This is a genomic window from Kitasatospora sp. NPDC086791 (assembly GCF_040685975.1).
Lineage (GTDB): Bacteria > Actinomycetota > Actinomycetes > Streptomycetales > Streptomycetaceae > Kitasatospora.
Genome location: NZ_JBFBOC010000005.1, coordinates 79,574 through 99,142, shown reverse-complemented (window position 1 = coordinate 99,142; position 19,569 = coordinate 79,574). Strand labels below are relative to the sequence as shown.

Sequence of the window (19,569 nt, the reverse complement as noted above, 5' to 3'; positions counted from 1 at the left end):
CCCCGGGCCCCTGTCACTTGGGACACGGATCCGGGGCGGGTCGGAACGACTTACTTCTCGATGATGGCGAGAACGTCGCGGGCCGAGAGGACGAGGTACTCCTCGCCCTGGTACTTCACCTCGGTGCCGCCGTACTTCGAGTACAGGACGATGTCACCGACGGCGACGTCGAGCGGCAGACGCTGGCCGTCCTCGAAGCGGCCCGGGCCGACGGCCAGGACGACGCCCTCCTGGGGCTTCTCCTTGGCGGTGTCCGGGATAACCAGGCCGGAGGCCGTGGTGGTCTCGGCGTCGAGCGGCTGGACCACGATGCGGTCCTCGAGCGGCTTGATGGCAACCTTGCTGCTGGTGGTCACGTCCGAGCTCCCCTTCGGAGATTACGGGGTTTTCTAACGGGTAGGGCGAGCCTGCGGGTCTGCCGTCGCGGGGGTCAGACACGCGTCTTCGCGTTAGCACTCCCCCGGTGGGGAGTGCCAAGGACGACCATAGGGCCGTGTTAGCACTCAGTCAACCAGAGTGCCAACGACGCGCCCCGGAAGTCCCCAACGACGGATCAGGATCCGTACACGTGTGCGCCCCGTTCGACCGCGGCGGCGCCCCGCCCGCCGCTGGGCCGGGCCGTGGCGGGCCGCCCCGGCCGCCGACCCGCGAGAATGACCTCGTGGACACCGAGAACCTCCAGCCCCTGCTGACGCCCGAGGGCCAGGCCCTGCTCGCCGAGCTGCGCGAGTTCACCCCCGAGGAGGAGCTGGCGCTGGCCACCCGCCTGCGGCGGGAGCACCCGGCGGAGCTGGTGTCGGCGGCCTTCGGGCAGGCGCGGCTGCGGCAGCGGGCGCGGGCGAAGTTCGGGGCGGACGCCGACCTGATGTACTTCACGCCCAACGGCGTCGAGCAGTCCACCCGGCGCAGCGTGGCCGAGTGGCGGGCGCGGCGGTTCGCCGAGCTGGGCGTGCGGCGGCTGGCGGACCTGTGCTGCGGCATCGGCGGGGACGTGCTGGCGCTGGCCCGGGCGGGCATCGAGGTACTGGCCGTCGACAAGGACCCGGCGGCCTGCGCCGCCACCGCCGCGAACGCCGCCGCGCTGGGCCTGGCCGGACTGGTCGAGGTGCGCTGCGCGGACGTCGCCGAGGTGGACGTCACCGGCTACGACGCGGTGTTCACCGACCCGGCCCGACGGACCTCGCGCGGCCGGGTGTTCGACCCCGAGGCGTACGCCCCGCCGCTGTCCTGGGCGGTCGAGGCCGGCCGGCGGACCCCGATCGGGGCGCTGAAGGTCGCCCCGGGCATTCCGCACGAGGCCGTCCCGGCGGACGCCGAGGCCGAGTGGGTCTCGGACCACGGCGACGTCAAGGAGGCGGTGCTCTGGTTCGGCACCGGGGCCACCCGCCCGCACCGCGCCACGCTGCTGCCGCAGGGCGCCAGCCTGACCGGCGGCGACCTGCCCGACCCGCCGGCCGGCCCGGTCGGGCGCTACCTGTACGAGCCGGACGGCGCGGTGATCCGGGCCCACCTGGTGGCCGAGGTGGCCGAGCAGGTCGGCGGCCGGCTGATCGACCCGAAGATCGCGTACCTGACCTCGGACGCGCTGGTCGCCACCCCGTACGCGCACGCCTTCGAGCTCACCGACGTGCTGCCCTTCCACATCAAGAAGCTGAAGGCACTGCTGCGCGAGCGCGCGGTCGGCACGGTGGTGATCAAGAAGCGCGGGATGGCGATCACCCCGGAGGAGCTGCGCCGTCAGCTCAAGCCCTCCGGGCCGAACACCGTCACGGTGATCCTCAGCCGCACCGACCACGGCCCGCTGATGATGCTGGGGCAGCCGGTCCGGGCCTCCTAGCCGCGGCCGCGGACCGAGGCGCCGTCAGGAGGCGGGGCACCGTCAGGAGGCGGGGCACCGTCAGGAGGCGGGGCACCGTCAGGAGGCGGGGCACCGTCAGGAGGCGGGGGCCTGGATGTAGTCCTCCAGCCGGGCCACCGAGAAGCCCTGCTCCTGGATCCGGGCCAGCAGGTCGCCGAACATCTGGGTCATCGTGGCGCCCTTGAGCTCCTTGGGGCCGCGGAAGTGCGCCAGGATGATGTCGCCGGGCTTCAGCTTCTTGTCCCCCGCCTGGTACTGCATGTCGTGGATCTGCATCGACTCGCGCCAGAGCACGATCGCCCGCGGCCCGCACTCCTGCACCGCGGTGTTGAGCGTCGGGGTGTTGGCGCCGTCGCCGAACGGCGGGCGGAAGAGCAGCGGGGCGGTGCCGTACTGCTGGGTGAGCGCGGCCTGGTCGTCGCAGACCTCGGACTTCTGCTTGTCAGGCGGGATCTTGCTCATCACCGGGTGGTCCACGGTGTGGTTCTGGATGTGGTTGCCCAGCGCCTGGAGCGGCTTGAAGTAGCCGTAGTCGTTCTTGACGATGTCCTTGGTCAGGAACATCGAGATCGGCACCTTGAGGTCGGTCAGCATCTCGACGAACTTCGGGTCCTTCTCGGCGCCGTCGTCGATGGTGATGAAGACCACCTTGTCGGTCGTCTTCACATCGCTGAACACCGGTACCGGGCCGGTCCGTTCGAGCTTGACGGGCTTGTCGGCGGGCGGTGCCGGGGCGGGCGCGAGCGGGGTGAGGTTCCACTTCGCCCAGGCCGCCGTGCCGGCCCCCGTCGGGGTGCCGGCCCCCGGGGTGCCCGCCGTGCCGGTCGGGGCGGCCCCGGCCGGCTGGGACGCGGCCGACGCCGCCGTGGCGGCCGGAGCGGGGCCGCCTCCGCCGTTGTCGCCGCACGCGGTGGCGAAGGCCAGCAGGGCCAGCGCCCCCACCGCGTACGTCCTGGTCCTGCTCCGACCGTCCCTGCTCACCGCACCGCGCTCCCGGTTCCCGTCCAGCGTTCTCACAGCTATGCACGGTAGCGGCCGGGGCGGCGGTTCCCGGCGAGGGACTATTCCACGTGGTCGCTGGTGAAGGACCAGCGGTGCACCGGGCGGCCGAGCAGCTCGGCCGGCGGGTCGGCGACCGGCACCGGTTCGCCGCTCCACCAGGCGATCAGCAGCACCCTCCCCCGGCCGTCGGCCGGAGCGTCCCCCGCGCCCGGGGCGGAGAACAGTTCGAGGCGCTCCAGCCCGGCCGACCCGCGCAGCGCGGGCAGCGCCGATTCCCTCACCCAGGCGGCGAGTTCGGCCCCGCGACCGTCCGCCGCCCGGGCCTCCCACATCGCGGCGACGGTCATTCGGCACCGCCGCCGAGGGCGTGGTAGGCCTGGCCGTGGACGTCCCCGTGCGCGCTGCCGGCGGCCGGGACGTGGACGTCGGTCACCGGCAGCGAGGAGTCGGCGGACAGGTCGAAGGCGGACGGCGCGCGGTCGCGCCAGACCATCTCGGCGCCCAGCGCCGCGACCATCGCGCCGTTGTCGGTGCACAGCCCCGGCCGGGGCACCCGCAACCGGATGCCGGCCCGGTCGCAGCGCTGCTGGGCCATCTCGCGCAGCCGGGAGTTGGCCGCGACGCCGCCGCCGATCATCAGGTGGTCGACGCCGTTGGCCCTGCACGCCTTGACGGCCTTGCGGGTGAGCACGTCGGTGACCGCCTCCTGGAAGGACGCCGCGACGTCGGCGATCGGCACCTCCTCGCCGGCCCGGCGCTTGGCCTCCACCCAGCGGGCGACGGCGGTCTTCAGGCCGGAGAAGGAGAAGTCGTACTCGGGGTCGTTCCGGCCGCTCAGGCCGCGCGGGAAGGCGATCGCCTTCGGGTCGCCCTCGCGGGCCGTCCGGTCGACCACCGGGCCGCCGGGGAAGCCCAGGCCGAGCACCCGGGCGACCTTGTCGAAGGCCTCGCCGGCCGCGTCGTCGATGGTCGCGCCGAGCGGGCGCACGTCGGTGGTGATGTCCTCGCTGAGCAGCAGCGAGGAGTGCCCGCCGGAGACCAGCAGGGCCATCGTCGGCGAGGGCAGCCGGCCGTGCTCCAGCTGGTCGACGCAGATGTGCGAGGCGAGGTGGTTGACCCCGTACAGCGGCTTGTCCAGCGCCCAGGCGTACGCCTTGGCGGCGCTGACGCCGACCAGCAGCGCGCCGGCCAGGCCGGGGCCCGCGGTGACCGCGATGCCGTCCAGGTCGCTCGCCTTGACCCCTGCGGTGTCCAGGGCGCGCTGGATAGTCGGGACCATCGCCTCCAGGTGGGCGCGGCTGGCGATCTCCGGGACGACGCCGCCGAACCGGGCGTGGTCGTTGACGCTGGAGGCGACCGCGTCGGCCAGCAGCGTGGTGCCGCGCACGATGCCGACGCCGGTCTCGTCGCAGGAGGTCTCGATGCCGAGGACGAGCGGTTCGTCAGCCATGGGGGGTGTCCTCAATGTCCTTCGGGTCGGTGCTGTCAGTGCTGGGGTGGCCGAGGCGCATCACCAGCGCGTCGACGTTGGCGGGCTGGTAGTAGCCGCGCCGGATGCCCACCGGTTCGAAGCCGTGGCGCTCGTACAGCCGCTGGGCGCGCGGGTTGTCCACCCGCACCTCCAGCAGCAGTTCGACGCAGCCGCGCCGGGCGGACTCCCGGATCAGGTCGGTGAGCAGCGCCGTGCCGAGGCCGGCGCCCTGGTGGCGGTCGTCGACGGCGATGGTCTGGACGTCGCCCTCGCCGGCGATCGCCATCAGCCCGGCGTAGCCGACGACCGCGCCGTCGGCGGTGGTGGCGACGGTGTAGTGGCGGGTGCCGCCGGAGTGGGCCTCGGCCAGTTCGGACCAGAACATCCCGGTGGACCAGGCGTCCTCGGGGAAGAGCCGCTGCTCCAGCTCCATCACCGGCGCGATGTCCCACCAGCGCATCGGGCGCAGGGTGGTGCCGTGGTTCACGCCGGGAGCACCGCCTTGCCCCCCAGAACGGTCTTGTAGCCGGCCGGCACCTGGGCGTCCGGCCGCCGCAGGTACAACGGGACGTTCGGCAGCAGCTCCCGCCCGGCGGCCAGCTCGGCGGCGGCGAAGCCGGCCAGGGCGCCGGCCGACACGTGCGCGGGGCCGTGCGCGCCCGGGAAGGCCTCGGGGTAGAGCAGCGCGCCGGCGCCGACCGAGCGCGGCCGCGGGGTCAGCTCGGCCGGGCGGTCCACGCCGGGGCCCTCGGTGCGGCGGCCCTCGGCGTCGTAGGAGGCCCAGTAGACCTCCTTGCGGCGCGCGTCGGTGGCCACCGTGAACGGCTCGCCGGTCAGGCCCTCGGCGCGGGCCTGGAAGGCGATCGCGTCCAGGGTGCAGACGCCGTGCACCGGCAGCCCGAGGGCGTGGCCGAGCGCGGCGGCGGTGACCAGACCGACCCGCAGGCCGGTGTACGGGCCCGGGCCGACGCCGACCGCGATGCCGGTCAGCCGGTGCTTGTCCACCCCGGCCGCCCGCAGCACCTCGTCGATCGCGGGCAGCAGGAGTTCGCCGTGGCGCCGGGCGTCGACCTGGTGGGTCTCGGCCAGGACGGCGGTGCCGTCGTGGACGGCGGCGGTGACGGCGGGGGTAGCGGTGTCGAACGCGAGCAGCAGCACGGGTCAAGGTTAGACCGACGCCGGACCGACCGACTGATCGGCCGGATGTGCCCACCGGGAACACACATCCGACGCGCTGCGCCCCGGACGGACGGACCTGGCACGATAAGGCGGTACGACATACGTAAAGGGACGGCAGCGGGAGCGGCACGTGGCGAAGATGGGTCCTGGAGTGGTGGTCACGGGGCTGACCCTGGGGGCCCTGGCGATGGTGAGCCTGCTGGCCTTCCAGGCCAACGGCGCCCAGGACCGGGCCGGTGGCGCCAAGCCCGTCGCCACCACCACGACGGTCGGCACGGCCACCGCGGCGGCGCCGAGCGCCGCGCCCACCCCGACCGCCCCGCCGCTGCCGGCCACCTCGGGCACCGGCACGCGGGTGGTCTACTCGGTGAGCAGCCACTACGTCTGGCTGGTCGACCCGAAGAAGACCCCGCAGGTCGCGGCGGCCTTCCCGGTCGCCCCGGGCACGGTCGAGCCGGTCCCGGGCAGCTACGCGGTGTACAGCCGCGCCGCGACCGGCACCGGGACGGACGGCCGGCAGATCGAGCACGTGGTGCGCTTCGCGCAGCAGAACGGCGTGGTGTTCGGCTTCAGCGCGGCGATGGACGGCACGACCCAGGCCCCGACCGCGACCGCCGACCCGAAGGCCAAGACCGGCGGCCTGCGCAGCGGCCGGGCCGAGGGGCAGCTGCTCTGGGACTTCGCGCCCAAGGACACCAAGGTGGTCGTGGTCGCCTGAGGCGGGCTCACGCGGCCCGGGGCGTCCTCGTCCCGGGCTCTTCGGCCTGCCTCGGTTCCGGCCCGGGCGGGGTGGACACCGCCTCGGCGGCCGCGCAGGCGGCCAGCAGTGCCCTCATCGGCTCGCCCGGAGCGCGACGGGCGGGCTCTCCGGCCCCGGCGGCGCGGGCGGCGCGCTCCGGGGCGGGGGTGGTGCTCGACATGGCGCCTCCCTAGTTAGGCAGACCTAACCGCAGCACCCATCCCACCACGCCCGGCACCCCGCCCGCAACATCTTGCCGACAGCCTGTCGGCAAGTCGTCGCGACCCGCCGCTACTCCTGCCCGGCCGGCTCCGCCAGCGACACGTCCGCCCAGCGCGGGCCGATGCCGGTAAGCAGCACCCGGCGCGGGTCCTGGTCGTCCCCGTCGGCGGTGTCGCCCAGGGCGCGTTCGATCCGGACCTCCAGCCGGTCCTCGGACAGCCGCTCGACCTTGCCCTCGCCCCACTCGACCACGACCACCGACTCCGGCAGCGAGACGTCCAGGTCGAGGTCCTCCATCTCGTCCAGGTCCCCGCCCAGCCGGTACGCGTCCACGTGCACCAGGGCCGGGCCGCCGACCAGCGAGGGGTGCACCCGGGCGATCACGAAGGTCGGCGAGGTCACCGCCCCGCGGACCTGCAGCCCCTCCCCCAGGCCCCGGGTCAGCGTGGTCTTCCCGGCCCCCAGCTCGCCGGAGAGCAGCACCAGGTCCCCGGGGCGCAGCAGCGCGGCCAGTTCCCGGCCGAGCTGGCCCATCCGCTCCGGGGTGGGGACGGTGAGAGTGGCGTGCGAGCCCATGCGCGTGTCTTGCCCTTCGGTCCGTACCGGCGCGCCGACCACCGGCCGCCACCGCTACCGTGCCACATCGCCGCCCCCGGATGCGGCGGGCGGGTGCGGCGGGCGGGTGCCGCGGCGGGCGTCAGGCGGGGCCGACGGCCGGTTCGGTGGCCGTTCCGTCGCCGGTCCCGGCCGTCCCGTCGGCCGGCTCCCGGGTCAGGTCGAGGACGGCCGCGGGCAGCGGCGCGGCCCCGGTGAGCTCGGCGACCCGGCGCAGCAGCAGCGCCAGCTGCCGGTCGACCAGCTCCGGGCGCTCCAGCATCACCAGGTGCCCGGCGCCCTCGGCCAGCACCAGCTCGGCACCCGGCAGCCGCTCGGCCATCGCCTCGCTGTGCGCCGAGGGCGTCAGCAGGTCCTTCGTCCCGGCCAGCACCAGCGCCGGCAGGCCGCGCAGCGCGGCCAGCGCCCCGTACTTCTCGTGCGCGCCGAACGCCGGGTAGAACTCGGCGACCACGTCGATCGGGGTGGCGTCCAGCAGCTGCTCGGCGAAGCGCACCACACCGGGGTCGACGTCCCGGCCCCCGAAGGAGAACCTCCGGTAGAGGACGCCGGTCACGTCCGAGCCCAGCCGCCTGGTCGCCTCCACCAGGTCGACCTGGCGGCCCAGCAGCTTCACCACGCCGGGCGCGACCTTCTTGAACAGCTTCGCGCCGGCCTTCGGCAGGCCGAGGCTCACCTCGTCCCAGCCACCCGCGAGGGTGCCGATCAGGGCGACCCCGACGACCCTCCCCCCGCCTGCGGCCGGGGACGCCCCCGCCCGGAACAGTTCCGGGTACTGGTCGGCCAGCGCCATCACCGTCATGCCGCCCATCGAGTGGCCCACCAGCACCAGCGGCCCGGTCGGCGCGACCGCGTCGATCACCGCCTTGAGGTCGCCGCCCAACTGGTCGATGCCGGCCGGCTCGCCCGCCAGGAACGAGCGGGAGCGCTCGGAGCGGCCGTGGCTGCGCTGGTCCCAGAAGACCAGCCGCACGCCCTCGCGCAGCGCGGCCCGCTGGAAGTGCCAGCTGTCCTGGTTGAGGCAGTAGCCGTGGCAGAAGACCACGGTCAGCGGCTCCCCGCCGGGTCCGTCGCCGCCGGCCTCGGGGTGCGGGCCGTCCAGTTCCACGTACAGCTCGGTGCCGTCGGGCGCGGCCACCGTCCGCGGGCGCCCGCGCAGCGAGCCGTACGGGGCGCTCGCGTCCAGCTCGGCCCGGGCCCGGCGGCGCATCGCCCGTCCGACGGTCAGCCGCTCGATCGCCACCCCGGCGGCCGCACCGGCCGCCAGCACGCCGACCGAGATCCCGATCACGCCCGCCCGGCTCACCCCGGAGGCCGCGCCGGCCGCCTTGGCGACCGCCGCGACCGCCCCGTCCCCGGTCGGTGTGTCCGTCATGCCGACGCGCCCCCGGGGTGGCTGCCGTCCAGGTAACGGCGGGGCACCCGGGCGCCGATCCGGGTGACGATCTCGTACGAGATGGTGCCGCAGGCGCGGGCCCAGTCCTCGGCGGTCGGCTCGCCGCGCTCGCCGCTGCCGAACAGCAGCGCCTCGTCGCCGACCTCGGGGGCGTCCCCGCCCAGGTCCACCACGAACTGGTCCATCGCGACCCGACCGGCCACCGTGCGCCACTTGCCGCCGATCTGCACCGGTCCGGTGCCGCTGGCGTGCCGGGGGACGCCGTCGCCGTAGCCGAGCGGGACCAGGCCCAGGGTGGTCGGGCCGGGCGTCGTGTAGTGGTGGCCGTAGCTGACCCCGTGCCCGCCGGGGACCGCCTTGACCAGCGCCAGCCGCGCGGTCAGCGCCATCACCGGGCGCAGCCCGAAGTCGGCCGGCGAGGCCACCTCGGGCACCGGCGACAGCCCGTACGCGGCCAGGCCGGTGCGGACCAGGTCGAAGTGCGACTCCGGCAGCAGCAGGGTGGCCGGCGAGTTCGCCAGGTGCCGCACCTGCGGGCGCAGCCCGGCCGCCTCGGCCACGGCCAGCGCGGCGCGGTAGGAGTCCAGCTGGGCCTGGATCGACGGGTGGCCGGGCTCGTCGGCGGCCGCGAAGTGCGACCAGACGCCGACCACGGTGAGCAGCCCCTCGGTCTCGGCCCGCCGGGCGGCGGCGACCAGCCGCGGCCAGTCCTGCGGCTGGCAGCCGTTGCGGCCCAGGCCGGTGTCGGCCTTCAGGTGCACGCGGGCCGGGACGCCGGTCTCGCGGACGGCCGGGAGCAGTTCGTCCAGCGCCCACTGGCCGCTGACCGAGATGTCCAGGTCCGCGCGCAGCGCCTCGCGCCACGGCCCGCCGGGCGTCCACAGCCAGCACAGCACGCGGGCGTGCTCCGGGCGGATGCCCGCGGCCCGCAGCGCCAGCGCCTCGTCGGGCGTCGCGCAGCCGAGCCAGCCGACCCCGTTGGCGACCGCCTCGCGGGCGCACTCGACCGCGCCGTGGCCGTAGGCGTTCGCCTTGACCGCGAGCATCACCGCCGCGCTGCCGACGCGCTCGCGCAGCGCGGCGAGGTTGCCCCGCAGGGCGCCGAGATCGATGGTCGCCTCGGCCCGTACGCCGTCGGTCAGGGTGGCTGTGCCGGTCGTGTTCGCAGTTGTCATCAGGGTCAGTCTCCCAGACGTCCCGGAGTCCTCGCCGAACGGCCCGTCGGCGCGGCGGCCGGGGGGCGGGGCCCGCCCGTCGCACCGGCCCGCGGCGAACCGTTCGTCACCCCCTTGCCGGACGCCGCCGGCGGAGCGTTCGGTTCCGCTCCCTCGACGCTCCCTGCCCGGCCTTGACGGCCCCCCCGGCCCGCCCTCAACCCTCCCGGACCGCCCGCCACACCGCGGGCAGCGCCTCCGCGACCGCCAGCGCCGTCACCGGCGCGCCCGGCCGGCCCGCCGCCTCCCGGCCGGCCAGGCCGTGCAGGTACGCGGCCGCCGAGGCGGCGTCCAGCGGCGACAGACCCGCCGCCAGCAGCGAACCGGCCAGCCCGGCCAGGACGTCGCCGCTGCCTGCGGTGGCCAGCCAGGAGGTGCCGGTGGGGTTGACCCGGACGGCACCGCCCGGATCGGCGACCACCGTGGTGGAGCCCTTCAGCAGCACCGTCGCGCGGTAGGCGGCCGCCAGCCGGCGGGCGGTGGCGAGCCGGGCCGCGGCCAGGTCGTCGGCGGCCGGCGGCGCGCTGCCCTCGGCACCCGCCAGCAGCCGGGCGGCCTCGCCGGTGTGCGGGGTGAGCAGGGTGGGCGCGGTGCGGCCGGCCAGCGCCTCCGGGCCGAGCCGGGCCAGTTCGGTCAGCCCGTCCGCGTCCACCAGCACCGGGACGTCGCTCGCCAGCGCCTCGGCCAGCGCCTGCCGCGCCCCCTCGCCGCCGCCCGGCCCGACCACCCAGGCCTGCACCCGCCCGGCCCCGGCCGGACCGCCCTCGGTGACCAGCGTCTCCGGGAAGCGCCGCACCACCTCCTCGGCCGCCGCGCCCACGTACCGGACGGCGCCCGCGCCGCCCCGCTGCGCCCCGGCGACCGCCAGCAGCGCCGCCCCCGGGTACGTCGCCGAGCCGGCCGCCACCCCGACCACGCCGCGCCGGTACTTGTCGCTCTCCGCGCCCGGCAGCGGCAGCAGCGCCGCCACGTCCGCGTGCTGCGGGACCGTCACGTCCGCCTCCGGCAGCTCCAGCCCGATGCCGACCAGCTGCACGGCGCCCGCGTACGAGGCCCCCGGGTCGATCAGCAGCCCGGGCTTGTACGTGCCGAAGCAGACGGTGACGTCCGCGCGCAGCGCCGCGCCCGGCACCTCGCCGGTGTCGGCGTCCACCCCGCTGGGCAGGTCCACCGCGACCACCACCCCGCGCCGCCCGGCCTCCGCGTACGGCCGGGCCTCGGGGCGCAGCCCGCCCCGGCCGCCGATGCCGACGATCCCGTCCAGCACCAGGTCCGCGCACGAGAAGTCGGCCAGGCCGACTTCCCGCTCCGCCGTCACCCGCCCGCCGGCCGCCCGCAGCGCGGACAGCCCGCCCCCGTGCGCCCGCTCCGGCGCCAGCAGCACCGCCGTCACCCGCGCCCCGCGCCGGGCCAGCGCGGCCCCGGCGTACAGGGCGTCACCCCCGTTGTCCCCGCTGCCGGTCAGCACCACCACCCGGCTGCCGTACACCCGCCCCCGACGCCGGGTCAGCAGCCGCGCGCAGGTCGCCGCCAGCCCCGCGGCGGCCCGCTGCATCAGCGTCCCCTCCGGCAGCCGCGCCATCAACGCGGCCTCGGCGGCCCGGACGGTTTCCACAGGATGTGCATGACGCATGGCGGGGCTCCTCCGGCCGTCGACGTACGGACGACGCTAGCCCGCGTCACCGCCCCGCGGGAGCCGGGCCTGCGGCACACTTTCGAGTGACAACCACTTCGATCCCCACCGGTGCCGGTCCGTACGCCTACCTTGTGGCACGGCACGGACCCACAGGAGGGAGAAGGGCCATGGTCGCCATGCCGGCAATCGAGCACCCGCTGGGCGAGGACAGCCTCCTGCAGGCGTTCCTGGAGCTGGACACCCCGCCGGGATTCAAGGCTGAACTCATCGAAGGGGAGATCGTTGTGACGCCACCACCGGACGGTGATCACGAAGACGCGATCGCGCGGTTCGCCCGGGCTGTGGCACGCGAGGCAGCGGAGGAGCTGTACGTCAGCGGCGGAAAGGGACTGATCACCCCGAGAGGCCGGTTCATCCCCGACGCCACCGTTGCGCCGGTCGGCCACTTCCGCGCCCAGGATTCGTGGTCGTCCGCCGTAGGAGTCGAACTGGTCCTCGAAGTGACGTCGACCAATCCGGTCAAGGACCGCGAGTCCAAGCGCCTCGGCTACGCCTCTGCCGGCGTGCCCTGCTACCTGCTCATCGACCGGAGCGAAGGAAGGGTGACGCTGTTCACCGATCCGAAGGGCGGCGACTACGCGACCCTCCACGAGACCGAGTTCGGCAGGCGGATCAAGCTGCCCGCCCCGTTCTCCTTCACGCTCGACACGGCGCCCCTGCGGTAGGACGCAGCCACCGCAGGGGCGCCGTCGCCGACGGGCGTGGAACTACTCGACGGTGACCGACTTCGCCAGGTTGCGCGGCTGGTCGACCTCGTGGCCCTTGGCCGTGGCCAGCTCGCAGGCGAAGACCTGGAGCGGGACGGTGGAGACCAGCGGCTGGAGCAGGGTCGGGGTGACCGGGATGCGGATCAGGTGGTCCGCGTACGGGACGACGGCCTCGTCGCCCTCCTCGGCGATCACGATCGTGCGGGCACCGCGGGCCCGGATCTCCTGGATGTTGGAGACGATCTTGTCGTGCAGGATCGACCGTCCGCGCGGCGAGGGCACGACCACCACGACCGGCAGCCCCTCCTCGATCAGCGCGATCGGGCCGTGCTTGAGCTCGCCCGCCGCGAAGCCCTCGGCGTGCATGTACGCCAGCTCCTTGAGCTTGAGCGCGCCCTCCAGGGCCACCGGGAAGCCGACGTGGCGGCCGAGGAACAGCACCGAGCGAGCGTCGGCCAGCGAGCGGGCCAGCTCGCGCACCGGCTCCATGGTCTCCAGCACCTGCTCGACCTGCTTCGGTGCGTCGCCGAGCTCCTTGATGACGGCGAAGATCTCGTCGCCCCACTTGGTGCCGCGCACCTGGCCCAGGTAGAGGGCGACCAGGTAGCAGGCGACCAGCTGGGTCAGGAACGCCTTGGTGGACGCGACCGCGACCTCCGGGCCGGCGTGCGTGTACAGCACGGCGTCCGACTCGCGCGGGATGGTCGAGCCGTTGGTGTTGCAGATCGCCAGCACCTTGGCGCCCTGCTCACGGGCGTGCCGCAGGGCCATCAGGGTGTCCATGGTCTCGCCGGACTGCGAGATGGCGATGACCAGGGTGCCCGGGCCCATGATCGGGTCGCGGTAGCGGAACTCGGAGGCGACCTCGACCTCGCAGGGGATGCGGGTCCAGTGCTCGATCGCGTACTTGGCGATCATGCCGGCGTGGAAGGCCGTGCCGCAGGCGACGATGACGACCTTGTCGACCGACCGCAGGTCCGCGTCGGAGATCCGCAGCTCGTCGAGGGTGAGCCGGCCGTCGGTGCCGATCCGGCCGAGCAGGGTGTCCGCGACGGCCTTCGGCTGCTCGGCGATCTCCTTGAGCATGAAGTAGTCGTAGCCGCCCTTCTCGGCGGCGGAGGCGTCCCAGTCGACGTGGTACTCGCGCACGTCGGCCGGGGTGCCGTCGAAGTTGGTGACGGTCACGCCCTCCCGGCGCAGCTCGACGACCTGGTCCTGGCCCAGCTCGATCGCCTCGCGGGTGTGCGCGATGAAGGCGGCGACGTCCGAGGCGAGGAAGTTCTCGCCCTCGCCGCGGCCGACGACCAGCGGCGAGTTGCGGCGCGCGCCCACGACGACGTCCGGCGCGTCGGCGTGCACCGAGACGAGGGTGAAGGCGCCCTCCAGCCGACGGCAGACCACCCGCATGGCCTCGGCGAGGTCGCCCTGGTAGGCCTCGCCCAGCAGGTGGGCGACGACCTCGGTGTCGGTCTCGGACCGGAGGGTGTGGCCGCGCTCGGCGATCTCGGCGCGCAGCTGGGCGAAGTTCTCGATGATGCCGTTGTGCACCACGGCGACCCGCAGGTCGTCGTCCAGGTGCGGGTGGGCGTTGGCGTCCGTCGGGCCGCCGTGGGTGGCCCAGCGGGTGTGGCCGATGCCGGTGGTGCCGCCGGGCAGAGGGGTCTCGGCGAGCGACTTCTCGAGGTTGGCGAGCTTTCCGGCCCGCTTGTCGGTGGACAGGCTCCACTGCCCGTCGGAGTCCTGGACCTGCACCGCGACACCGGCCGAGTCGTAACCCCGGTACTCAAGGCGCTGCAGGCCTGCGATTACTACGTCGAGGGCGGACTGCGCGCCCACGTATCCAACAATTCCGCACATGCGTGCCAGCATAAGGGCGGTTCTGTGGCCGTATTCCCGTCTCGCGCCAACGCTGCGTGACCGACACCACAACGACCGTGAACGCCGCTACGGCTCACAATGGAGCATGTGCTGACCGAACTCTGTACGCGGGGCGCCGCCACGCCCGGCCCGTCCCCGTCCCCCTACGTGGACCTCAGCCGGGCCGAGTGGAGCGCGCTGCGCGAGCGTACGCCGCTGCCGCTGACCGCCGAGGAGGTGGAGCAGCTGCGCGGCCTCGGCACCGCCCTCGACCTCGACGAGGTGCGTGACGTCTACCTGCCGCTGTCGCGGCTGCTGAACCTGTACATCCACGCCACGCACGAACTGCGCGGCACCCTGGGCACCTTCCTGGACACCCCGGACACCGAGCGCACCCGGACCCCGTTCATCATCGGCGTGGCCGGCTCGGTCGCCGTCGGCAAGTCGACCACCGCGCGCCTCCTCCAGGAGCTGCTCGCCCGCTGGCCCGAGCACCCCCGGGTCGAACTGGTCACCACCGACGGCTTCCTGCTCCCCAACGCCGAACTGCGCCGCCGCGGCCTGATGGCCCGCAAGGGCTTCCCCGAGTCGTACGACCGCCGGGCGCTGACGCGCTTCGTCGCGGACGTGAAGGCGGGCAAGGAGCGCGTCAGCGCCCCGGTCTACTCGCACCTGGTGTACGACATCGTGCCGGATGAGCGGCTGACCGTGGAGCGCCCGGACATCCTGATCGTCGAGGGCCTGAACGTGCTCCAGCCGGCCCTGCCCGGCACCGACGGCCGCACCCGCCTCGCGGTGGCCGACTACTTCGACTTCTCGATCTACGTCGACGCCCGGACCGACGACATCGAGCACTGGTACCTGGACCGCTTCCGCAAGCTGCGGCAGACCGCCTTCCAGGACCCGAACTCCTACTTCCGCCGCTTCACCGAGGTGCCGGAGGAGGAGGCCATGGAGTACGGCCGGCAGGTCTGGCGCACCATCAACAAGCCCAACCTGCTGGAGAACGTGCTGCCGACCCGCGGCCGGGCCACCCTGATCCTGCAGAAGGGCGCGGACCACAAGGTCCGCCGGGCGCTGCTGCGCAAGCTCTGAGCCCCGCAGCACCCCGACCACCCCGAGAAAAGCCGGAAGGCCCCCACCGGAAACCCGGTGGGGGCCTTCCGCACGGTCGGGCCCACGGGCTCAGCCCAGGTGGGTGCGCACCGCCTCGGCCAGCCGCTGCGCGACCGTCTCGGCCTGCGCCGGGTCGGCGGCCTCGACCATCACCCGGACCAGCGGCTCGGTGCCCGACGGGCGCAGCAGCACCCGGCCGGTGGAGCCCAGCTCGGCCTCGGCGCCGGCGACCGCGGCGGCCAGCTCGGTGCTGGTCCGCACCCGGGACTTGTCGACGCCCTTGACGTTGATCAGGACCTGCGGCAGCCGGGTCATCACGGCGGCCAGGTCGGCCAGCGGCTGCTTGGTGGCGGCCAGTCGGGCGCCCAGCATCAGGCCGGTCAGGGTGCCGTCGCCGGTGGTGGCGTGGTCCAGCAGGATGACGTGGCCGGACTGCTCGCCGCCCAGCGCGAAGCCGTGCTCCTTCATGGCCTCCAGCACGTAGCGGTCGCCGACGGCGGTCTCCACCAGCTCGATGCCCTCGCGCTCCATCGCCAGCTTGAAGCCGAGGTTGGACATCACGGTGGCCACCGCGGTGTTGCCGCGCAGGGTGCCGGCCTCCTTCATGGCGACCGCGAGGATGGCGATGATCTGGTCGCCGTCCACCTCGTCGCCCTCGGCGTCGGCGGCCAGGCAGCGGTCGGCGTCGCCGTCCAGCGCGATGCCGAAGTCGGCCTTGTGCTCCTTCATCGCGGTGCGCAGCCGGTCCAGGTGGGTGGAGCCGACGCCGTCGTTGATGTTGAGGCCGGTGGGCTCGGCCCCCAGGGTGTGGACGACCTCGGCGCCGGCCCGGGCGAAGGCCTCGGGGGCGACGTAGGCGGCCGCGCCGTGGGCGCCGTCGATGACGACCTTGACGCCGTCCAGGCGGTTGGGCAGCACGCCGATCAGGTGGGCGACGTACTTGTCGAAGCCCTCGGTGTACTCGCGGACCCGGCCGACGGCCGCGCCGGTCGGGCGCTTCCAGTCCTCCTCGCCGAGCGTGTGCTTGCGGTAGTGGGACTCGATCGCGTCCTCGATCCGGTCGTCCAGCTTGTGGCCGCCGCGGGCGAGGAACTTGATGCCGTTGTCCGGCATGGCGTTGTGGCTGGCCGACAGCATCACGCCGAAGTCGGCGCCGAGCGCGCCGGTGAGGTAGGCCACGGCCGGGGTGGGCAGGACGCCGACCCGCAGGACGTCGACGCCGGCGCTCGCCAGACCGGCGATGACGGCGGCCTCCAGGAACTCGCCCGAGGCACGCGGGTCGCGGCCGACCACCGCGACCGGCCGGTGGCCGTCGAAGGCGCCGGCCTCGCCGAGCACGTGCGCCGCCGCGACGGACAGCCCGAGCGCGAGCTCCGCCGTCAGTCCCTCGTTGGCCACCCCGCGTACGCCGTCCGTACCGAAGAGTCGTCCCACTGTCCCGTCCTCCATCACCAACTGCTCGGACCCAACCGATGATCCCGGCCGCCGCACAGTAGCCGGGGAACACGTCGCCCCGGAGTACGCGTGGTACTCCGGGGCGACGGTTTCGCGCATCCAAGGGGGTGCGCCGCCAGGGCGGACCGCACCCCCCTGGGACGCGATTAGCGCTTGCTGTACTGCGGCGCCTTGCGGGCCTTCTTGAGACCGGCCTTCTTGCGCTCGACGGCGCGGGCGTCACGGGTCAGGAAGCCGGCCTTCTTCAGCGCGCCGCGGTTGTTGTCCACGTCGGCCTCGTTCAGGGCACGGGCGACGCCGAGGCGCAGCGCGTAGGCCTGGCCGGACACGCCGCCACCGCTGATGCGGGCGACGACGTCGTAACGGCCGTCCAGCTCCAGGAGCTTGAAGGGCTCGTTCACGGTCTGCTGGTGCACCTTGTTGGGGAAGTAGTCCTCAAGGGTGCGACCGTTGATCTTCCACTGGCCGGTGCCGGGGACGATGCGCACGCGGGCGATCGCCTCCTTGCGACGGCCGAGGCCTGCGCCCGGGACGGCCTCGCCGAAGCGGCCGGCCAGGGACTCGGAGGTGTAGCTCTCCTCGGAGGTGTACTCGCCCTCGACGACGGTCTCGTCGAAGTCGACCTCAAGGGTTTCAGTGGTCTCGGCCACGGTGTTCCTCAGCTCTTTTCAGTGTTGGGGGGCTTGGTGGCCGAATTACTGCGCGACCTGGGTGATCTCGAACGGCACCGGCTGCTGGGCAGCGTGCGGGTGCTGGTCGCCCGAGTAGACCTTCAGCTTCGAGAGCATCTGACGGCCCAGGCTGTTCTTGGGGATCATGCCCTTGATGGCCTTCTCGACGGCCTTCTCCGGGTTGTTCGCCAGCAGGTCGTCGTAGCGCACCGAGCGCAGACCGCCCGGGAAGCCCGAGTGGCGGTAGGCCAGCTTCTGGGTCTTCTTGTTACCGGACAGGTGCACCTTGTCGGCGTTGATGATGATGACGAAGTCACCAGTGTCAACGTGCGGCGCGTAGATCGCCTTGTGCTTGCCCCGGAGGAGGTTGGCGGCCTGGGAAGCCAGGCGGCCCAGCACGACGTCGGTCGCGTCGATGACGTGCCACTGACGCTGGACGTCGCCGGGCTTGGGGCTGTACGTACGCACGGTCGTAGCCTTCGCTTTTCAGTGAGTGAGTCCTGACAGGAGCACCCGGACGGAAGAGCAGCCTGATCACCCTTGGACGCAATTCAAGGGTGATCGCTGGTCGTCGACCTGATGTCTCCGGCGTACCGACCTCTCACGTGAGATAGAGCGAGCCAATACGCACATCAAGCGTCCAGGTTACCGGCAGGGGCGGAGCGGGTCAAAAATGCCCTGGACGCCCACCCGCCGGAGGCCCGCCGCCCGTCAGCGGTCGCGCTCCACCCGGGTCACGTCCCAGACCGGCTCCGGCGACTCGTACACCCGGCCGTCGGCCCCGAACACCAGGTAGCGGTCGAAGGTCTTGGCGAACCAGCGGTCGTGGGTGACGCACAGCACGGTGCCGTCGAAGGCCTCCAGCCCGGCCTGCAGCGCCTCGGCGCTCTCCAGGTCCAGGTTGTCGGTCGGCTCGTCGAGCAACAGGGCCGTCACACCGGAGAGTTCGAGCTTGAGGATCATCAGCCGGGCCTGCTGCCCGCCGGACAGCGACTCGAACTTCTGCTCCTCCTGGCGGTCCAGCTCGTACCGGCGCAGGGCGCCCATCGCGGCGCCGCGGCTGAGCGCGTGCTCCTCCTCGACGATCGAGCGGACGGTGCGGCCGAACAGCTCCGGGTGGGCGTGGGTCTGCCGGAAGTGGCCGGGGACGACCCGGGCGCCCAGCTTCCAGGCGCCGGTGTGCGCGACCGTCTCGTCGCCGGCCAGCAGCCGCAGGAGGTGCGACTTGCCGGCGCCGTTGGCACCCAGCACCGCGACCCGCTCGCCGTAGAAGACCTCCAGGTCGAAGGGCCGCATCAGGTCGGTGAGCTCCAGTTGCTCCATGGTGAAGGCGCGCACGCCGGTGCGCCCGCCCTTCAGCCGCATGCTGATGCTCTGCTCGCGCGGCGGCGCCTCCGGCGGGCCGGCGTCCTCGAACTTCTTCAGCCTGGTCTGGGCGGCCGCGTAGCGGGAGGCCATCTCGTGGCTGACGGCGGCGGCCTGGCGCAGGGTGACGACCAGCTTCTTGAGCTTGGCGTGCTCCTCGTCCCAGCGGCGGCGCAGCTCCTCGAAGCGCTCGAAGCGGGCCCGCCGGGCCTCGTGGAAGGTGTCGAAGCCGCCGCCGTGCACCCAGACGCTGCTGCCGGTGGCGCCGGTCTCGACGGCGATGATCTTGTCGGCGGTCTTCGAGAGCAGCTCGCGGTCGTGCGAGATGAACAGCACGGTCTTCGAGGTGGCCTTGATGGCCTCCTCCAGCCAGCGCTTGCCGGGGACGTCCAGGTAGTTGTCGGGCTCGTCGAGGAGCAGCACCTCGTCGGGGCCGCGCAGCAGCGCCTCCAGGACGAGCCGCTTCTGCTCGCCGCCGGAGAGGGTGTTCAGGCCGCGCCACTGGGCCTTGTCGAAGGGCACGCCGAGGGCCGCCGTGGTGCAGACGTCCCAGTCGGTCTCGTAGTCGTAGCCGCCGACGTCGGCCCAGTCGGAGAGCGCCTGGGCGTACGCCATCTGCGTCTTCTCGTCGTCCTGGGCGATCATCTCCAGCTCGGCGGCGTCCACCGCGCGGGCGGCCACCGCGATCCGCTCGGGGGCGACCGACACCAGCAGGTCGCGGACCGAGGCGTCCGCGGGCAGCGCGCCCGGGGTGGAGCGCTGGTCCTCGCGGCCGGTGGTGCCGACGAACTGGCGCATCACGCCGAGCCCGCCGCTGATCGTCACCGAGCCGCCGTGCGGCTGGAGGTCCCCCGCGATCATCCGCAGCAGGGTGGTCTTGCCGGCGCCGTTCGCGCCGACCAGGGCGACCGCGGCGCCCTCGCCCACCCGGAAGGACGCGTCGTCGAACAGCACCCGCCCGTCCGGCAGGTAGTACTCCAGGTGCGAAATCTCGACGTGTCCCATG

General features: G+C 73.7%; 20 protein-coding genes. 4 read left to right on the top strand and 16 right to left on the bottom strand.

Annotated elements, in window-relative coordinates:
• Positions 1-50: 50 nt before the first annotated feature.
• Complete coding sequence (gene groES / locus AB0Q99_RS10805; RefSeq protein ID WP_014136232.1) at positions 51-356, bottom strand: co-chaperone GroES; 306 nt, start codon at positions 354-356, stop codon at positions 51-53.
• 305 nt (positions 357-661) lie between these two features.
• On the opposite strand from groES, the gene AB0Q99_RS10800 reads away from it, so the two are divergent.
• Positions 662-1,837: a class I SAM-dependent methyltransferase gene (locus AB0Q99_RS10800; protein WP_363570205.1), complete on the top strand. Its 1,176-nt coding sequence runs from the start codon at positions 662-664 to the stop codon at positions 1,835-1,837.
• Positions 1,838-1,933: 96 nt separating this feature from the next.
• On the opposite strand, the gene AB0Q99_RS10795 is transcribed toward AB0Q99_RS10800, so the two are convergent.
• Genes AB0Q99_RS10795 through tsaB form a run of 5 tightly spaced genes read right to left on the bottom strand, consistent with a single transcriptional unit; the run spans position 1,934 to position 5,489 of the window.
• A complete protein-coding gene (locus AB0Q99_RS10795) occupies positions 1,934-2,875 on the bottom strand; it encodes a polysaccharide deacetylase family protein (protein WP_363570203.1) in 942 nt (313 codons plus the stop codon).
• Between the two features lie 44 nt (positions 2,876-2,919).
• Positions 2,920-3,207, bottom strand: coding sequence for a hypothetical protein (locus AB0Q99_RS10790; protein WP_363570201.1), 288 nt, complete (start codon positions 3,205-3,207; stop codon positions 2,920-2,922).
• Positions 3,204-4,310 (bottom strand): tRNA (adenosine(37)-N6)-threonylcarbamoyltransferase complex transferase subunit TsaD, encoded by a 1,107-nt coding sequence (gene tsaD, locus AB0Q99_RS10785; protein WP_363570199.1) that lies wholly within the window; start codon positions 4,308-4,310, stop codon positions 3,204-3,206. The genes AB0Q99_RS10790 and tsaD overlap by 4 nt, the downstream gene beginning before the upstream one ends.
• The gene (gene rimI / locus AB0Q99_RS10780) at positions 4,303-4,791 is read right to left on the bottom strand and encodes a ribosomal protein S18-alanine N-acetyltransferase (RefSeq protein WP_363570448.1); all 489 of its coding nucleotides are present in this window, start codon (positions 4,789-4,791) and stop codon (positions 4,303-4,305) included. Before rimI ends, tsaD begins: the two co-directional genes overlap by 8 nt.
• A 23-nt stretch (positions 4,792-4,814) precedes the next feature.
• On the bottom strand, positions 4,815-5,489 hold the full coding sequence (gene tsaB / locus AB0Q99_RS10775; protein ID WP_363570197.1) for a tRNA (adenosine(37)-N6)-threonylcarbamoyltransferase complex dimerization subunit type 1 TsaB: 675 nt from the start codon (positions 5,487-5,489) through the stop codon (positions 4,815-4,817).
• A gap of 160 nt (positions 5,490-5,649) precedes the next feature.
• Between tsaB and AB0Q99_RS10770 the strand changes: the two genes are divergently transcribed.
• Positions 5,650-6,228 carry a hypothetical protein gene (locus AB0Q99_RS10770; RefSeq protein ID WP_363570446.1) on the top strand — a complete coding sequence of 193 codons (579 nt, stop codon included), beginning with the start codon at positions 5,650-5,652 and terminating at the stop codon, positions 6,226-6,228.
• 7 nt (positions 6,229-6,235) lie between these two features.
• Here AB0Q99_RS10770 and AB0Q99_RS10765 read toward each other — a convergent pair whose 3' ends face one another.
• From AB0Q99_RS10765 to AB0Q99_RS10745, 5 genes are all read right to left on the bottom strand, one after another.
• A complete protein-coding gene (locus AB0Q99_RS10765) occupies positions 6,236-6,430 on the bottom strand; it encodes a hypothetical protein (RefSeq protein WP_360254696.1) in 195 nt (64 codons plus the stop codon).
• 110 nt (positions 6,431-6,540) lie between these two features.
• The gene (gene tsaE / locus AB0Q99_RS10760; protein ID WP_363570195.1) at positions 6,541-7,047 is read right to left on the bottom strand and encodes a tRNA (adenosine(37)-N6)-threonylcarbamoyltransferase complex ATPase subunit type 1 TsaE; all 507 of its coding nucleotides are present in this window, start codon (positions 7,045-7,047) and stop codon (positions 6,541-6,543) included.
• Between the two features lie 121 nt (positions 7,048-7,168).
• Positions 7,169-8,461: an alpha/beta hydrolase gene (locus tag AB0Q99_RS10755; RefSeq protein WP_363570193.1), complete on the bottom strand. Its 1,293-nt coding sequence runs from the start codon at positions 8,459-8,461 to the stop codon at positions 7,169-7,171.
• On the bottom strand, positions 8,458-9,657 hold the full coding sequence (gene alr, locus AB0Q99_RS10750) for an alanine racemase (RefSeq protein ID WP_363570191.1): 1,200 nt from the start codon (positions 9,655-9,657) through the stop codon (positions 8,458-8,460). The genes AB0Q99_RS10755 and alr overlap by 4 nt, the downstream gene beginning before the upstream one ends.
• A gap of 196 nt (positions 9,658-9,853) precedes the next feature.
• Complete coding sequence (locus tag AB0Q99_RS10745; RefSeq protein WP_363570189.1) at positions 9,854-11,329, bottom strand: NAD(P)H-hydrate dehydratase; 1,476 nt, start codon at positions 11,327-11,329, stop codon at positions 9,854-9,856.
• Between the two features lie 170 nt (positions 11,330-11,499).
• On the opposite strand from AB0Q99_RS10745, the gene AB0Q99_RS10740 reads away from it, so the two are divergent.
• The gene (locus AB0Q99_RS10740) at positions 11,500-12,057 is read left to right on the top strand and encodes a Uma2 family endonuclease (RefSeq protein WP_363570187.1); all 558 of its coding nucleotides are present in this window, start codon (positions 11,500-11,502) and stop codon (positions 12,055-12,057) included.
• Between the two features lie 42 nt (positions 12,058-12,099).
• Here the strand turns inward: AB0Q99_RS10740 and glmS are convergent, their stop codons facing one another.
• Positions 12,100-13,956 (bottom strand): glutamine--fructose-6-phosphate transaminase (isomerizing), encoded by a 1,857-nt coding sequence (gene glmS / locus AB0Q99_RS10735; protein ID WP_363570185.1) that lies wholly within the window; start codon positions 13,954-13,956, stop codon positions 12,100-12,102.
• Positions 13,957-14,055: 99 nt separating this feature from the next.
• On the opposite strand from glmS, the gene coaA reads away from it, so the two are divergent.
• The gene (coaA, locus tag AB0Q99_RS10730) at positions 14,056-15,051 is read left to right on the top strand and encodes a type I pantothenate kinase (RefSeq protein WP_363570183.1); all 996 of its coding nucleotides are present in this window, start codon (positions 14,056-14,058) and stop codon (positions 15,049-15,051) included.
• Positions 15,052-15,141: 90 nt separating this feature from the next.
• Here the strand turns inward: coaA and glmM are convergent, their stop codons facing one another.
• From glmM to AB0Q99_RS10710, 4 genes are all read right to left on the bottom strand, one after another.
• Complete coding sequence (gene glmM / locus AB0Q99_RS10725; protein ID WP_363570181.1) at positions 15,142-16,506, bottom strand: phosphoglucosamine mutase; 1,365 nt, start codon at positions 16,504-16,506, stop codon at positions 15,142-15,144.
• 167 nt (positions 16,507-16,673) lie between these two features.
• Positions 16,674-17,177, bottom strand: a complete 504-nt coding sequence (gene rpsI, locus AB0Q99_RS10720; protein WP_350519922.1) for a 30S ribosomal protein S9 — start codon at positions 17,175-17,177, stop codon at positions 16,674-16,676.
• Positions 17,178-17,222: 45 nt separating this feature from the next.
• Positions 17,223-17,666, bottom strand: coding sequence for a 50S ribosomal protein L13 (rplM, locus tag AB0Q99_RS10715; RefSeq protein ID WP_030055846.1), 444 nt, complete (start codon positions 17,664-17,666; stop codon positions 17,223-17,225).
• A gap of 243 nt (positions 17,667-17,909) precedes the next feature.
• The gene (locus tag AB0Q99_RS10710; RefSeq protein WP_363570179.1) at positions 17,910-19,568 is read right to left on the bottom strand and encodes an ATP-binding cassette domain-containing protein; all 1,659 of its coding nucleotides are present in this window, start codon (positions 19,566-19,568) and stop codon (positions 17,910-17,912) included.
• Between the last annotated feature and the right edge of the window lies 1 nt (position 19,569).

Excerpts from the sequence above, each read along its gene's own strand:
- AB0Q99_RS10770 (WP_363570446.1), top strand. The coding sequence starts at position 5,650 with ATGGGTCCTGGAGTGGTGGTCACGGGGCTGACCCTGGGGGCCCTGGCG.
- tsaD (WP_363570199.1), bottom strand. The coding sequence starts at position 4,310 with ATGGCTGACGAACCGCTCGTCCTCGGCATCGAGACCTCCTGCGACGAG.
- glmS (WP_363570185.1), bottom strand. The coding sequence starts at position 13,956 with ATGTGCGGAATTGTTGGATACGTGGGCGCGCAGTCCGCCCTCGACGTA.
- AB0Q99_RS10755 (WP_363570193.1), bottom strand. The coding sequence starts at position 8,461 with ATGACGGACACACCGACCGGGGACGGGGCGGTCGCGGCGGTCGCCAAG.
- AB0Q99_RS10710 (WP_363570179.1), bottom strand. The coding sequence starts at position 19,568 with ATGGGACACGTCGAGATTTCGCACCTGGAGTACTACCTGCCGGACGGG.
- AB0Q99_RS10765 (WP_360254696.1), bottom strand. The coding sequence starts at position 6,430 with ATGTCGAGCACCACCCCCGCCCCGGAGCGCGCCGCCCGCGCCGCCGGG.
- AB0Q99_RS10745 (WP_363570189.1), bottom strand. The coding sequence starts at position 11,329 with ATGCGTCATGCACATCCTGTGGAAACCGTCCGGGCCGCCGAGGCCGCG.
- AB0Q99_RS10790 (WP_363570201.1), bottom strand. The coding sequence starts at position 3,207 with ATGACCGTCGCCGCGATGTGGGAGGCCCGGGCGGCGGACGGTCGCGGG.
- alr (WP_363570191.1), bottom strand. The coding sequence starts at position 9,657 with ATGACAACTGCGAACACGACCGGCACAGCCACCCTGACCGACGGCGTA.
- tsaE (WP_363570195.1), bottom strand. The coding sequence starts at position 7,047 with ATGGGCTCGCACGCCACTCTCACCGTCCCCACCCCGGAGCGGATGGGC.
- AB0Q99_RS10740 (WP_363570187.1), top strand. The coding sequence starts at position 11,500 with ATGGTCGCCATGCCGGCAATCGAGCACCCGCTGGGCGAGGACAGCCTC.
- rimI (WP_363570448.1), bottom strand. The coding sequence starts at position 4,791 with ATGCGCTGGTGGGACATCGCGCCGGTGATGGAGCTGGAGCAGCGGCTC.
- coaA (WP_363570183.1), top strand. The coding sequence starts at position 14,056 with ATGGAGCATGTGCTGACCGAACTCTGTACGCGGGGCGCCGCCACGCCC.